We start from the raw sequence: 13,961 nt of genomic DNA on the forward strand, positions 1-13,961 counted from the left end.
GCAAGCCTGTGACCTGACATTCAAGCGCCTGCTGGATAGACTTGGACCATCATCAGGATCACAAGAAGCCGTTGCAGTCAGGAGGAACAGATCATCGCTGTTTGTCGGGTCCGCCCTGAGGTGCGGCTGTCATGCTGAGACATCGCTGGTTTGGCAGTCTGGTCAACCGGGCGGTCGCGCTGGTTATTGGCGGCATTCTGCTCTCGGCGCTGCTGGTGACGGTGGCCGGCTCCCTGTTGAGTCGGGCGGAGCTTCAACAGCAGGCGCAAAGCCAGGTCCAGACCATTGCCGCCCTGGTGGCCGAGGAACTGGACGACAAGCTGGCCCTCCGGCTGGAAGCCCTCAATCACGTGGCCCAGAGCCTCACCATGTCCGACCAGGTACTCAAGACCCGTGCGCGGGTTCTGGTGCGACGGCAAACCGCCCTGCAGCATCTCTTTGACGGTATCTATCTGGTGGATGAAAACGGCCGCGTGGTGGCCGAACACCCGGAGGCATTCCGGCAGACGGGGTTGAGTGTTCGTGATCGGGAGTATTTCCAGCGAGTGTCGTCCATGCTCACACCGGTAATCAGCGAGCCCTACCGTTCCAACTACCAGAACAAGCCGGCGGTCATGATTGCGGCACCGATTTTTGACCACAGGCAGCGGTTCATCGGAATGATCGGTGGGGCCATTCTCCTGGAAGGCGACAATTTCCTGAAGCAGTTCATCGGTCTGCGCATCGGGGAGACCGGGCGGCTGAGCCTGGCCACGCGCAGCGGCATAGTGGTGGCCGATGAGCGGGATGGCCGGATCATGTCGCCAGTGAGGGTGGCCAATCCGGTGCTTCAGGACGCCATGGGGGGCTTTGAAGGCACCCTGGAAACCCGGGCTGCTGACGGTGAACGCACGATTCTCTCGGTGCAGCAGATGAGCCAGGTGCCCTGGTTTGTGGCAGCCTCCTGGCCGGCCCGGGAAGCGCTGGCACCCATCACCCGAACGCTGGACGCGTTTGTCTGGACATTGCTGGGGGTTATCCTGCTGATCGCACCTCTGGCACTCTGGCGCTTCAGTCGACTGATGGCACCGCTGACGGCCCTTGGTGAGCAGATCCGCGAGCGTCACCTGGGTATGCGGTCGGAGCCGGTGAGTGTCTCCGGTGGCACCGAAATCCGCCAGGTGGCGGAGATATTTAACACCGTGATGGACGAACGTGATGAGGTACTGGGTTCGTTGGCGGAGCGCGAAGCCTTCTTTCGTTCACTGACCCAGAGCGCGCCGATCGGCATTGTCCAGACCGACGTTCTGGGGCGCATCGAATTTGCCAACCCGGCGTTCGAGGCCATCATCGGCTTGCCGGCCGAGGAGCTTACCTACAGCTACCTGTCGAAACGGGTGCATCAAGCTGACCGGTCGCAGGCGGTAGCCGGCTGGAAGCTGGCCATCCGGAACCAGAGTGTGTTCCGCGGGCGGCTGAGGCTGGAGACTACCGACCCGGATCAGGTGGTCTGGGGCGATGTCATGACCGCGGCGATCCAGACGCCGGAAAAGGCCCTCGGTACCATAACTGTGGTGCGTGACATCTCCCGCGAACTGGAGGTGGAGGAGGCGCTCCGCGACGAGCAGCAACGTGCAGAGACCATCCTTGGTGTGCTGCAGGAGGGGGTGCTCATGGCGGATATCACCGGCGTGATCCGTTACGCGAACGATGCAGCCTGCCGGTTCCTGGGTACCGAAGGCGAGTGTTTGCTCAGAAACTTCTTTGAGCTTGTCTCCATCGAGAACGAGGAGGGGCCGTTGCATCGGGACAGGTTCCTGGCCGGTGAAGATCTCGACAGTCTTTACGTAACGCTGGCCAATAGACTGGGCCAGAGCTTTGCCATCGATTTGACCATGCTGCACATTCGTCGGGGCCGGGAGGACGAGCGCCTGGTGTTCGTGCTTCGGGACGACAGCGACCGGCGCCGGCAGGAAGAGCGGCTGTCCTGGGAGGCGACTCACGACAGCCTGACCCATCTCCTGAACCGTCGGGCCTTCAACGCATCCCTTATCAAATGCCTGGGCGAGACTTCTCGCCAGGACGCCTCTTCTGTGCTCATGCTTATCGACCTTGACCACTTCAAGCCGGTGAACGATGTGGGTGGGCACCTGGTTGGGGACGATCTCCTGAAGCGCCTGGCGGAGCTGTTCCGGGAGTCCGTGCGCCAGTCCGATACCGTGGCTCGCCTGGGTGGCGACGAGTTCGGGATCATTCTGCCGGCCTGTGGCCTGGCCCGGGCGGAGGCACTGGCCGAGCGTATACGGTCGGCCGTGGAGGGGCTGCGCATTGAGCACGACGGACGCTCGTTCGGCGTGACCGCGAGTATTGGTCTCACCGAGCTGACGACCGAAGACAGCGGTCCCCGGGAGGTTATTTCCCGGGCGGATGAGGGCTCCTACATTGCCAAATCCCGTGGCCGGAATGCGGTGGTGGTTGTGTCTTCACCACCAGCTGGCTGAGGCACTGGCCTGCCATAGCAGACGGATCGCCATGGCCGTCAGGACGATATTGAAAATCAGAGTAAAACGCCGATTGCTCAGAGACCTGAGCACATGCAGTCCGAGCCAGGTACCGGCAAAGCCGCACGCAATCATTGCCAGGATAAAGGGCAGCCATTCAAAGAACAGGAAACCGGCCGCCCCGAAAACCAGAGCCTTCGGGGCGTGTTGGAGCGTCATGGCGGTGGCGAACGTTGCCACGGTGCGGAACCGGTCCCCGTGAATCTGTTTGATAAACGCGGCGACCAGTGGCCCGGTGGCGCCCACAAACAGGCTGATGAAACTGGTCAGCGCCGATGCCACAAAGACCCCGGGGGTGCCGAGTGCCGCCTTGGGCAAAGGCGGCCCCCAGCACAGGTAGAGTACGAACAGCGCGATGGTCAGCTGCCAGATGTGGGCGGGCAGGTTCACCAGTAGCCAGGCGCCCACTGCTGCGCCCACCAGAACACCGGGAGCAAAGGCTGCAATCACCCGCCAGTCCACATGCCGCCAGGTCAGGGCCGCCCGTCCGACATTGGAACCCAGCTGAATCATACCATGGACCGGAATGATCGCCGCCGGCGGCATCCAGGACGCCATCAGAACCAGAAGCAGCACGCCGCCTCCTGCGCCCAGGCTGGCGGTAATCATGGATGTGATGGTGGAACAGGCCAGCAGGAAAAGTGCAACGGGGAGGCTCAGACTTTCCGGTAGAAAGGCTGCGGGCGTGAGGGCTAGCTCCATTCACAGAATTCCGTTGATTTGAGTCGGGCGGTGCGACACAGGGCTTCGGTGGCCAGCTGCACATCGGCCACGTAGTACAGGGAGGCCAGCCCCAGCCGGTCGCGCCCCAGATTGTGGAAGATCAGGCCGAAGGCAATGTCACCGGCGCTGAAGCGCTCGTGGTTGTCGGCGAAATATTCGGCTGGTTTCGACAGCAGCGGATCCTCAAGCAGCGCCTGCACCCGACCGGCGCCGCCATGATACGCCTGAATCAGCAGCAGAGTGAACAGTCGATTGCGCTTGTCCTCTGGCAGGTGGCCGAATCGCTGGTTGAACACCGGTTGCAGGTTGCGGGCGTTCTGATTCATCAGGCGCAGGGCGCAATCTATCTGGGCCAGGCGGTGCCAGTAGTTGTCCGGTGCAATCTGGCAATCGGCGAGAGCTGAGGGCGACAGTTGCAGTATGCCGCGGGCGTTGGCCCTGGAGTGGGCGCGGGCCTGGCCACCGCTCTCAATCAGGATCTGGCCGGCCAGATACCGGGGCAGGGCTTCGGGCAGTGTCAGCCGGTTCTGGCTGTTGCGCCGGGCCACCACATACATCATCGCCTCGTGCAGGGCGCCGGGCGCGTCGCTGGAGGCAAACACCAGGTCATCCCAGGCGCCCCAGATCCGATCCGGTGGCAGGGTGCCCAGGTAGCGGGCAACCGCTTCATCAAGGTTCACGTGGGGCTGATCACAGGCCAGGGCGAAAGGGTAGCCGGTCTGGCCGGTGTCGCCGGGCACCCAGTGATCCACTTCGCCCCGCTCCTGTAGTGATTGCCGTGTCTCGTTCAGGCGGCGCTGGGTGATCTCCCGGGTCAGGCCGTCGCTGATCCAGGCCAGAAACCGCCCACGCATGTCAAAGAGCACATGGCGGTCGCTCTCGGCACAGTAGCCGGTCTCCTTGAGCACCCAACGACGTATGGTAAGAATGTTCTCGAAGACGCCCTGGCTGACCCAGTAGGGGGACGTACGAACGATATCGGTCCAGTCGTTTCTGGCCTGGCTTCCGGTTGGTTGCCCTTCCCCGGAGGCCAGAATGGGGCAACTGAGGCCAAGGAACAGAACCAGCCAGTGTAAGCGCTTGAGAAATCGGACCATAAACGTTATACCCGTGACGTTTGCCAAACCAGAATAACAAATTGGAACCCGCCATGAAGCAATCCGAATACCTTCGATACGACGCCACTGCCCTGGCCGACCTGATCCGTCGCGGCGAAGTGAGTTCCCGGGAAGTCTGTGAAGCCGCCGTGGAGCGGGCAACCCGCGTAAACGGCACCCTGAACGCCATCTGCCACCCACAGTTCTCCGAGGCCCTGAGCCAGGAGTACCCGCAGCAGGCTCCCTTTGCCGGTGTCCCCCTGCTGCTGAAGGATCTGGCCCAGGAACAGGCCGGGCACCCCTGTACCTATGGCAGTCGTGGTTTGAAGCAGAACGTTGCGACCCGGGATTCGGAGTTTGTGCGCCGGGCCAGGAACGGGGGGCTGGTTTTCCTGGGCCGTACCGCCACCCCCGAGTTCGGTCTGAAAGCGGTCACCGAATCGGTACTCTGGGGACCCACTCTGAACCCATGGAACACCGAGCTCACTCCCGGCGGCTCCAGCGGCGGATCCGGCGCGGCCGTGGCGGCGGGCATTGTCCCTATGGCCGGGGCTAACGATGGCGGCGGCTCCATTCGCATACCGGCGGCGTACAACGGACTGTTCGGGCTAAAGCCCTCGCGCGGCCGCATTTCTTCTGGCCCCCTGGTGGGCGAAGCCTGGACCGGGGCCTCCACGGATCATGTAGTCAGCCGGACGGTGAGGGACAGTGCGGCCATGCTGGACGTGCTCCAGGGCGCGGCGCCTGGCGATCCGTTTGTGATCCCCGAGCCGGTGGCGGCGTACGCCGATCTCATGCAGCAGGCGCCCGGCAATCTGCGCATCGGCGTGTTCACCTCGTCACCCTACGGCACCGAGGTGGCGCCCGAGTGTGTAGCGGCCGTGGATGAAACCGCCCGCGTTCTGGAGAGCCTTGGCCATACTGTGGAATACGCGGCGCCGGAGTTCGACGGTATGGCCCTGGCCCGCTGCTACCTGGGGCTCTATTTCGGTGAAGTGTCTGCGCTCATGGCTCGGGCCCGGGCGCAGTTCGGGGCCAGCGACCAGGACTTTGAGCTGGATACCCGGCTGATCGGCATGCTGGGTGACACCATGCCCCTGGCTGATTACGTACGCCGCCGGCAGCAGTGGAACGATTTTGCCCGAGCCCTGGGCGCGTACTTTGGCCAGTACGATCTGTACCTGTGCCCGACCACCGGCCAGTTACCAGCTGCCATCGGACAACTGGAAACACCGGCCCACCTGAAGTTTGCCGCCAGCATCATGCTCAAACTGAAGGCCGGCAGGCTGGTGCATCGCACTGGCCAGGTAGATCAGATGGCGCTCGAGAGCCTGGCGCGCACGCCTTTCACCCAGCTGGCCAACCTGACCGGGACCCCAGCCATGTCGGTACCCATGCACTGGACCGAAGCGGGGCTGCCGGTGGGTGTGCAGTTTGGCGCGCCCCATGGTGGCGAGGCCCGGTTGCTGCAACTGGCGGCGCAGCTGGAAGAGGCCAGTCCCTGGTTCGGCCAGTACGAGAAACTCGACAACGCCTTTTGACAATCCATCCCGGGGTTGTGATCCGGCGGGCGAAACTCCACGTTTATCTTTGTAGCGGGAACAGGCTATGCTGTGAGTCAGGAAGACCCATTCTTCCTGACAGACCCTGATGGCATCGAGGAGGCGAGCGTATTATGAACCAACCGATGGCAATCGACGATCTGGTATCAGTAGCACAGGCCGAGGCCATGGGGGAGCTTGATGCCCCGATGATGGCGATCGTACTGTCCAGCGAACAAAGCTACGACTTGCCCATCAATTCCCTTGAAACCGATGCCGACAAGGCCCGCTGGGGTTTGATCCTCCGCGCCGCCCGCGAGCATGTGGAAGCAGACGCCGTGGCGGTGCTCTACCCCGCCTGGACCACCATTCGCCACAAGAAGCCCGATCTCGAAGTCGAGGCTGCCCAGGAAGACCCACAGGAGGATAGCGAGGGTGCGGACGGTCCCATCGATACCCTGTTCGTACAGCTGCACACCCGGGACCACGTCTACTGGCGCGGGTTTGAACAGATACGTGATCCCAAGCACCAGCGCATCATCGGCTTCCGCCGGATCAAGGCGCTGTCTACGGATTACAAGCGCGACGAAGCGCCATCCGTAGCGTCCTGGCTCAGTACCCTGTTCGAGCCACTGCCGGAGGAAGGTGCCGAGACCGAGGTTGATCAGGAACTGGCCAATCTTCTGGAGGAACCCGAGGTCAGTGCCGCACTCTACCCACGGCAGATGCGGGCGCTGCATTAACCTGGGACAGCGTGCGCTCAGAAAACGGGCGCACGCTCCACCACCCAGAGCAGACTGAGGGCACCGGTGGCGACGAGGAGCACAGGCACGACTGCCCTCTCATACACCCGGTGACTGGCCAGCAGGTAAAGTGCCGGGAACGCCACCACCAGCAGGGCCAGTTGCCCCAGCTCGACACCGATATTGAAGCCGGCGAGAGCCAGCGCCAGGTCACTCACACCATTCGTCAGGTCGCCGAGAACGCTCGCAAATCCGAAGCCGTGTACGAGGCCGAAACCAAAAGCCAGCTTCCAGGTCTTCCGGCCGAGCACGGGCCACACCACGTTCAGGGCTGCCAGCGCGATGGACAGGGCAATGAAGGTTTCTACCCAGGCAATCGGCAGTGCAACCACATTGAATGCGGCGAGGCCCAGGGTAATCGAGTGGGCCACCGTGAAGGCCGTGACAATACCCGCGAGGCTCCAGAGCCGCGAGCGGAATGTGTCGCCTGGTCTGCTCCCCGGAAATCCGTTGCCTTTCCGGAGGGTTGCCGGGAGGATCAGAACCAGCAGGAACAGGATGTGGTCGAGCCCGATCAGCAGGTGCAGAACCCCCTCGTACAGGAACGTGCCAAACAGGGCCAGGGCTGTGCCGTCTCCGTTGACGGCAAGTGCGACAGTTTTCTGATCCGGAGTCGCCACCTTGAGTGTTGTTGCCGCTCCGGTATCGATACTGAGCAAGCCGCGGTGCAAGGGGTCCTGTTCAAAAAGAAGATTGTACTGAAGCGTGGTGGGCGTCCCGTTGTCTGGGCAGATTACCTGGTAAAGGGCAGCCGCGTAGGGCCCGTCACTGTGGCTGGAGAGCCCCCATTGCTGGCCTTTCAGGCGACAGACACCGCTGTCATTCGATAGCCGGAGGCCCTGTTCAGTCCAGCCCGTGATCTCCCCTCGGCTCGCCCGCAATTCAGCGCCACTGAGCAGTTGATCGTGGTTCCGATCCAGCGGAAGCACCAGGGCCAGATCACGTAATGCCACGTCGACACGCAGGGTCGATTCGTCCTGATCGTAGTATACGAAGCTGTCGCTGGCCTTATGCCCGTAGGCCAGGCTGGCGATTAGCGACAGTAACAGTCCGACGGCCATAAAGCGCAGTACCTGCGAGAAGCCTCTCATGGCTGTTCCTCCGGATAACGAACGTCGGCCTGGTGTTGCTTTGCCAGCCAGGCCCTCGCCAAACGTGCGGAGGATGGGCTGCCTGCGGCCTCTGCCGCGCGAAGCAACAGGCGAGTGTCCGCCGGTTCGCGCTGGTCCTGCCAGTTGTCCAGTGCCAGGGCAACGGCGGCCTGGGCGTTGCCCTTGACGTCGAGCTCGAACCGCGCGATGTCCCTGGCATGGAGCAAATTCCCTCGCCAGCGAGCTTCGGCGAAGCGTTCGTCCAGACTGGCTGTCAGGTCGTCTGCTTCCGGATGACCGGACTGGCGCATGGCAATGATCCGTAACACTGCCAATGCATCCACTTGCTCGTACTTGCTGGTGAGCGCCAATGCCTGATCAAACTGTTGCTGACGGATCAGCCAGTCGACCAACTGAGCCCTTGTGTACAGGTCGTCCGGGTCAGCCTCCAGTACGTTTTGCCAGTGTTCCACGGCTTCCGGCATACCCAGCTGCGCCGCTATTTCCCCCAGATTTCCTTCAGCCCAGAGCTGCGATGTGCGGTCGGACGGCACCGTTACCATGTATCCGGCCAAAGCCCGGTAGGCGCCGGGCGCATTGCCTGTGCGTGCGTCAACCTGGGCGAGACAACTCGCGGCAATCAGGCCAGGCATGCGGTTTTGCAGGTCTTCGCAGTGTTGTCGGGCGCGTCCGTAATTGCCCTGGACGGTCTCAAGGTTTGCCAGTAACAGTATGGCCTGCGCGGTTTGGCGTGCGCTGGCAGCCCGGCTGATGACGGTGGATAGGTCACGGCGGGCATTGTCGAAGTTATGAAGGCTCTGCTGAACCGTGGCCCTGAGTACCAGCAGACGATCGGTCATGGGCCCTTGCCACTGCTGCAGTGCGCGGGTGGCATAGCCGTAGAAGCGGGGATCGCCCGTGGCTCTGGCCTCATCGATCTGTTGCCTGACTCGATCGGCCAGTTGTTCCGGATTTGATGGCAGGTCGCCGGTGGTCAGGGCGGCATCCGGCAGTGCTATCAGCACCTCACTGTCAGCAAAGCGGGTGTCAATTGGGGCCGGCGCCGCGTTGACGCCAGCTCCGATATTCATCAAACCGATTAGCAATAGGAGACCACAACGAACGCCCCTGCCCGAGGGGGCAGGGGTATCGTCAGCGGCAGTTGCCAAACGCAAGTGCCGCCGGTGGTCTTCATTGCAAGAACAGCTCGTCGTAGGCCTGTTCATTGCTCTGGTCATTGAAGGTGAACTCCAACGGGTTGATGTTAACCGGCTGCAGGTCGACCGCCTGTTTCTGCACTTCGGTCTTCACGAACGAGGTAAAGTCGACCGGCAAGGCCTCCCTGGGCGCGCTGCTGTTGTCCGAACAGCCGGCCAGCGCCAGGATGGCCAGCGCAGATGCCAGAACGTGGATGGTGGTTTTCATGGTGTCCTCCCGCGCTTAGGGCGTACCGTTCGGTGAACCGGCAATCGGTGTTGCCAGGTATGGGAAGCTCTCCTGAAGGTTCAGGGGGTCTACGCGTACACCGTCGGTGAAGGGCACGTTCCGGTTCGGCGCATCCGTGGTCAATGCTCCCATGGCAACCCGAAGCGCGATGTCCACCACGTCGTCGACGGGACGGCGTCCGTTCGGGAAGCCGGCGTTGTCGCCTGCGAGGGCGCCCAGATCATCCTGACTGCTCTCAGCAACCGCCGGAATGGCAGGGTTGAGCCGCAACATTTCAGAGGCGGTAACGCCGCTGGGCTGGTTGAGGCCTGTCAGACCGGTCAGGAAGGCGGAAACAAGGTCGTTGCGGGGGAAATTGTTCGGGGCTTCCGCACCGGCTGAACTGAACAGAATTTCCAGCAGCTCCGGCAATGTCGGATTGGTGACGTAGGTGGCGAACTGGCCATCGTCCTTCGGTTCGCTGGCGTTGAAGGCATCCTTGTCCGGCAGGCCGATCACCACCTCGTTGACCAGCGGCATGCCAAGGCGGGAGACCTGCGTATAGGCACCACCCTCAATACTCGCTCCCTTTCCGTTGGCTTTGGGAGCAGGATTGATGACGCGGGCCTGGCGCACACTGGCAGTGGTCCACGCACCAATCACCGGGTCACCTGTTCCGGTCATGGCCGACCCTGTCAGACAGGCAGTGGGTACTTCCAGCGCGAAACTTGTGACGTTTTTATCCGCCAGATCGTTACGTTCGTCGTTCCGCTCCAACTCGGTTTCGGCAATCGGGTCCGTGTTCACCAGGTCAAAGACTTCGCCCAGGTTGACGGCAAAAGCTTCCTTTCGCTGGCCGACAAACACACGGCCGTTGGTGGAACAGCCCGGCAGAGCCACATCATAAATATGACTGTTGGCATAAGCCTGGTAATCACTGAAGGTTTTCGAGCCGATATTGTCGATGGGCTTCCGGAAGGTCGCCTGGCCGGTCGTGACATTCATGGCCGCTTGCCGGGTGCCAGTGCGGCGGTCGCCGGAGATCACTGTCAGCTCATACTCCTGGCTGACCTGGAACTTGTCGCCCTCTTCAGGGGTGGTGCCAACGCCAGCCGAGGCGCCTTTCAACGGGACGGCCACCGCTTTCTGGTCGCCAGCCGGGCCGACGTTCAGCACGATCGGATTCTCGACGGGGGAGAACTGGAACTGGAAGGTCAGGTCCTCGACCGCATCCCCGGTGTTGTCGATATGGATCTCGTAAATTGCATCTTCATCCAGATCAAAGTAGTTGGGGCCGCCGTAGGCGTCCTGCAGAGGGAAATAGTTGGCAATGAGTGTGACAAAGCCCTCCCGACCGCTCTCGTAACTGCGAAACATGTAGAAATCGGTGCCGTCGACTTTCGGCATCTCCGTGATAAACGGCGCCTCCCGGTGACTTGATGCATGGGCAAGGCCCGCCGTCAGGCAGGCTCCCGCCACGGCTGCAGCCAGACCGGCGCGGTTGAAAATCGTGTTCATACCAAACTCCTTTCATGAAGGTCTGAGATGTTGCACTGGAGGGAACGAATCGGGTTTGCATAAAGATGCAGCCGTGGTGAAAGAAAGTTGACTGTCGAGCTGCAACCTTTCCTGTCCGTCGACCGTACTGCAGAGAGAGCTCTGTTATTCGGGAGAGGGTATGTCAGACGGGAGCGTGAACCAGGACGAGCTGATGCGTTTGTTGAGACGGGTCGCGGCGAGGGATCGGCAGGCCTTCGAGGCACTTTACGGGCAGGTTGCGGCGCGCATGTTCGGGTTGTGCTTGAAGCTTGCCAACCAACGGGAATTGGCCGAAGAGGCGCTTCAGGAAAGCTTTATCCAGATATGGCATCACGCGGGTGAATATCACAGCGACCGCGGGGCACCACTGGCCTGGATGATGACCATTGCGCGCTACCGAACCCTGGATCTGATCCGTTCACGCAGAGCGAGGCTGTCTGACAGCGATGATCAGCTTACCCAACTAGAGGACGCCCGGCACGGCCCTCTCGATGAGTCCCTTCGCCGCGATGGTGCGAACCAGCTCACCGGCTGCCTCGAGCAGCTGAGCGACGTACAGCGTGACAGCATCCTGCTGGTGTATTACCGGGGCTTTACCCATGACGAGCTGTCGGCGGCCCTCAGCAAACCCATCGGTACGGTCAAGAGCTGGGTAAGGCGTGGGCTCGCCGCTCTGAAACGGTGTCTGGAACCATGAAAAAATCTGCTGAGCGCATTGAGCAACTGGCGGCGGAATACGTGCTGGGCTCCTTGCAGGGCCCGGCACGCCGGCGTTTCGAAGGCTGGATGATGGAGTCTGGTCGTGTTCGTCAGGAGGTCTGGTTCTGGGAGCAGACCCTGGGGCCGCTGTCGAATTCCGCCAAACCGGAGCAGCCGCCTGTGGAGGTCTGGTCGGCCCTGACCCGGCGGTTGTGGCCCGAAGAGGCACCGAAGGCGGCAGAGCGCCGGAGCCGAACACACTGGCTCTGGCCCGGATGGGGATTGCTGGCGACTGCGGCTGCACTGGTGCTTGCGGTATTGTTGGTTCAGCGGCCCTTACCCGATGTTGATCAACAGCAGCTGGCGGGGGCCATTGTCCAGTCTGGCAGCGATGCGCCCCTGTGGCTGATTAGCGAAGCAGGTCGCGATAACCTGCTCAGATTGAGACCGGTCTCGGCAACAGCGGCCGGTGCCAGCAAAGACTATGAACTGTGGGTCGTGCCGGAGAACGGAGCGCCTTTGTCCCTCGGGGTGGTGCCGGTTGGCGGCACACACCGGATCCGCTTGTCCGATCAGGCCATGAGGGAGCTTGTTCGTAGCAGGACGTTGGCCATCAGCCTCGAACCCTCAGGCGGTTCGCCAACCGGCGCTCCAAGCGGTCCGATACTCCACGTGGCCAAACTCTACGATCTCTAGTGTCCCGTCTGGCTAATTCCTTAATCTACTGCTTGCCTCTGGGGACTCTGACCAAGGCGCCAGTTTGCAGATGTGGTGGTTCCACATTAAGGACTGGCAACACCGGCTCAGAGTCCCCAGAGGCAAGCCCTTCGGGAGCTTCTGAAAAGCCGAAAAGCGTCGTTCTGCTGGCTCGATTTGGAACCACCAAACCTTCACCAGCACGCCTAGCTCTTCGGCTTTTCAGAAACTCAGTAGGTTAAGGAATTAGCCAGACGGGACACTAGGCCGGTTACCGCCCAGAAATCAGGGTCAGGCAAAGCTGGGCGTTCTGGAGGAAGTGGCCGAAGGCGGACAGCTGCTCATTCGAGGGCACATAGCCGCCCCCCGCATTGTCGGCATAGAACAAGCCGACCAGCCGCCCATTAGCCTTGATGGGGCCGATAAGGGCAGGGACTTTGCCCAGCCATCGGTCGTAGGGTACCCCTTCGGCGTTTGGTTTGGGCTGGTAGATGCTCGCATGGGCATGGGGAAGCAGTCCGCCCAGAGGCCCTGTGCCATCCTTATGGATAAGAAAATGCTGCCGCCACTCCTCGGTTCCCCGGCCACCAAGCTTCCTTGGTACCAGCTTGTCCCCCGCTCGGTCGGCCATCAGCAGCGCCACCCTTTGCATGCCAATGGCCCTGTGGATGCCTTCAATTACCAGTTGACAGACCTCGTTGATGTCGGGTTTTTCGGCCAGGCATTGGCTCAATTCACGCAAGATTTCCAGTTGCAGTTCCGGATCCATGTTCGGTGCTTCCGGGACCGCTTCCGCCGAAGCGCCCGAGGCTCCCGGCATCAATGCGGTAACCTGCGGAATGCCCAGAGAAACGGCAACTCGCATCGCTTCTGAGGCGTTCACCTTGAGTTGGTCCCGAACCACCGCCGGGCTCTCGCCAATGTCCTTGCCCAACCGCTCCAGTGCCTTGTCCATATGCGGCCCGCTCCAGCCCTGCTCGGACAGCCGGGCCATATCGACGCAGTTGCGAACCAGGCTGGAACCCAGAGAATTGGCCTGCCCCGGTGACACCACATCCTTGATGAAAGGGCCCAGGGACCAGGCCTCCACCAGTCCGCGGGTGATCTCGGTAAAGGTGGTATGCAGCACCGCTTTTTGCGCCTCGACGGGAGGCTCATCCAGACGCATGCGCTCCTCCAGTTCCGTTGCCTGCTCGGTTTCGCAGGACCAGAACGCCAGCTCGCCGATGTTCATCAGCAAGGCCCCGATGAACACCTCCTCAAGGGCGGTCTCGTTGCGCTTGGGCATCAGGCATCGGGCCTGGACCGCGGCATGAATGGCCCTGGCGAGGCAGCGCAGCAAATGGGGGCGATCATTGCGCTTGAGCAGGGTATCGACAATCAGCGAGGAGATGGCCATGGATTTGACGGCATCGAAACCGATCAGGGTAATGGCCCGGCTGACGGTGCTGACCTGGGTCCGGGTCTGGTTGTAGAACACCGTGTTGGACAGTCGCAACACCTGGGAGGTGAGCTGGGCGTCGTTGAGAATCACGTTGGCCAGCTCGTTGACGGTGCTGTTGCGGCTGTCGGTCAGCTCGTTGATGCGCCGGAGGGTGTTGGCCAGTACCGGTAGCTCGACTTTGCTGAGATAGGTCACCCAGGCCTGGGTGGAGTTCATCCTTGCGGGAGCGATTGGTTTTTCGGTGGTCACGGTTGTGAGCCTCTGGGGCTGGCGCCTCTGGAGAAAATGAAGGTTCCTTTCCGATCCAAGTTTAATCCAGCGGGTGAACAGTGTCAGGTAACGGTTTGTGTAGGGACAACTACC

General features: G+C 61.7%; 12 protein-coding genes. 5 read left to right on the forward strand and 7 right to left on the reverse strand.

From position 1 onward, the window contains the following. Positions 1–131 precede the first annotated feature (131 nt). Complete coding sequence (locus tag AC0J1C_RS00980) at positions 132–2,480, forward strand: sensor domain-containing diguanylate cyclase (RefSeq protein WP_473045199.1); 2,349 nt, start codon at positions 132–134, stop codon at positions 2,478–2,480. On the opposite strand, the gene AC0J1C_RS00985 is transcribed toward AC0J1C_RS00980, so the two are convergent. Beyond that, complete coding sequence (locus AC0J1C_RS00985; RefSeq protein WP_091989737.1) at positions 2,463–3,242, reverse strand: sulfite exporter TauE/SafE family protein; 780 nt, start codon at positions 3,240–3,242, stop codon at positions 2,463–2,465. The genes AC0J1C_RS00980 and AC0J1C_RS00985 overlap by 18 nt on opposite strands. Then, positions 3,233–4,360, reverse strand: coding sequence for a transglycosylase SLT domain-containing protein (locus AC0J1C_RS00990; protein WP_473045202.1), 1,128 nt, complete (start codon positions 4,358–4,360; stop codon positions 3,233–3,235). The genes AC0J1C_RS00985 and AC0J1C_RS00990 overlap by 10 nt, the downstream gene beginning before the upstream one ends. Before the next feature lie 53 nt (positions 4,361–4,413). Between AC0J1C_RS00990 and AC0J1C_RS00995 the strand changes: the two genes are divergently transcribed. Then, positions 4,414–5,901, forward strand: a complete 1,488-nt coding sequence (locus AC0J1C_RS00995; RefSeq protein WP_473045204.1) for an amidase — start codon at positions 4,414–4,416, stop codon at positions 5,899–5,901. Between the two features lie 134 nt (positions 5,902–6,035). Next, positions 6,036–6,644 (forward strand): hypothetical protein, encoded by a 609-nt coding sequence (locus AC0J1C_RS01000; RefSeq protein ID WP_091989746.1) that lies wholly within the window; start codon positions 6,036–6,038, stop codon positions 6,642–6,644. Between the two features lie 17 nt (positions 6,645–6,661). On the opposite strand, the gene AC0J1C_RS01005 is transcribed toward AC0J1C_RS01000, so the two are convergent. From AC0J1C_RS01005 to AC0J1C_RS01020, 4 genes are all read right to left on the reverse strand, one after another. After that, complete coding sequence (locus AC0J1C_RS01005) at positions 6,662–7,795, reverse strand: HupE/UreJ family protein (RefSeq protein WP_473045206.1); 1,134 nt, start codon at positions 7,793–7,795, stop codon at positions 6,662–6,664. Next, entirely contained in the window at positions 7,792–8,886 is a 1,095-nt protein-coding gene (locus AC0J1C_RS01010; protein ID WP_473045208.1) for a tetratricopeptide repeat protein, read from the reverse strand. The genes AC0J1C_RS01005 and AC0J1C_RS01010 overlap by 4 nt, the downstream gene beginning before the upstream one ends. Positions 8,887–8,986: 100 nt before the next feature. Beyond that, entirely contained in the window at positions 8,987–9,220 is a 234-nt protein-coding gene (locus AC0J1C_RS01015) for a hypothetical protein (RefSeq protein ID WP_473045209.1), read from the reverse strand. A gap of 15 nt (positions 9,221–9,235) precedes the next feature. Continuing rightward, on the reverse strand, positions 9,236–10,738 hold the full coding sequence (locus AC0J1C_RS01020; protein WP_473045211.1) for a DUF4331 domain-containing protein: 1,503 nt from the start codon (positions 10,736–10,738) through the stop codon (positions 9,236–9,238). Positions 10,739–10,898: 160 nt separating this feature from the next. Here AC0J1C_RS01020 and AC0J1C_RS01025 point away from each other — a divergent pair, with 160 nt between their 5' ends. Both AC0J1C_RS01025 and AC0J1C_RS01030 read left to right on the forward strand, forming a co-directional pair. Next, entirely contained in the window at positions 10,899–11,456 is a 558-nt protein-coding gene (locus AC0J1C_RS01025; RefSeq protein WP_473045213.1) for a sigma-70 family RNA polymerase sigma factor, read from the forward strand. After that, a complete protein-coding gene (locus AC0J1C_RS01030) occupies positions 11,453–12,154 on the forward strand; it encodes an anti-sigma factor (RefSeq protein WP_473045215.1) in 702 nt (233 codons plus the stop codon). The genes AC0J1C_RS01025 and AC0J1C_RS01030 overlap by 4 nt, the downstream gene beginning before the upstream one ends. Before the next feature lie 271 nt (positions 12,155–12,425). Here AC0J1C_RS01030 and AC0J1C_RS01035 read toward each other — a convergent pair whose 3' ends face one another. Next, on the reverse strand, positions 12,426–13,847 hold the full coding sequence (locus AC0J1C_RS01035; RefSeq protein WP_091989760.1) for an HDOD domain-containing protein: 1,422 nt from the start codon (positions 13,845–13,847) through the stop codon (positions 12,426–12,428). Positions 13,848–13,961: the final 114 nt, after the last annotated feature.

The sequence above is a fragment of the Marinobacter sp. E2 genome, from assembly GCF_055755345.1.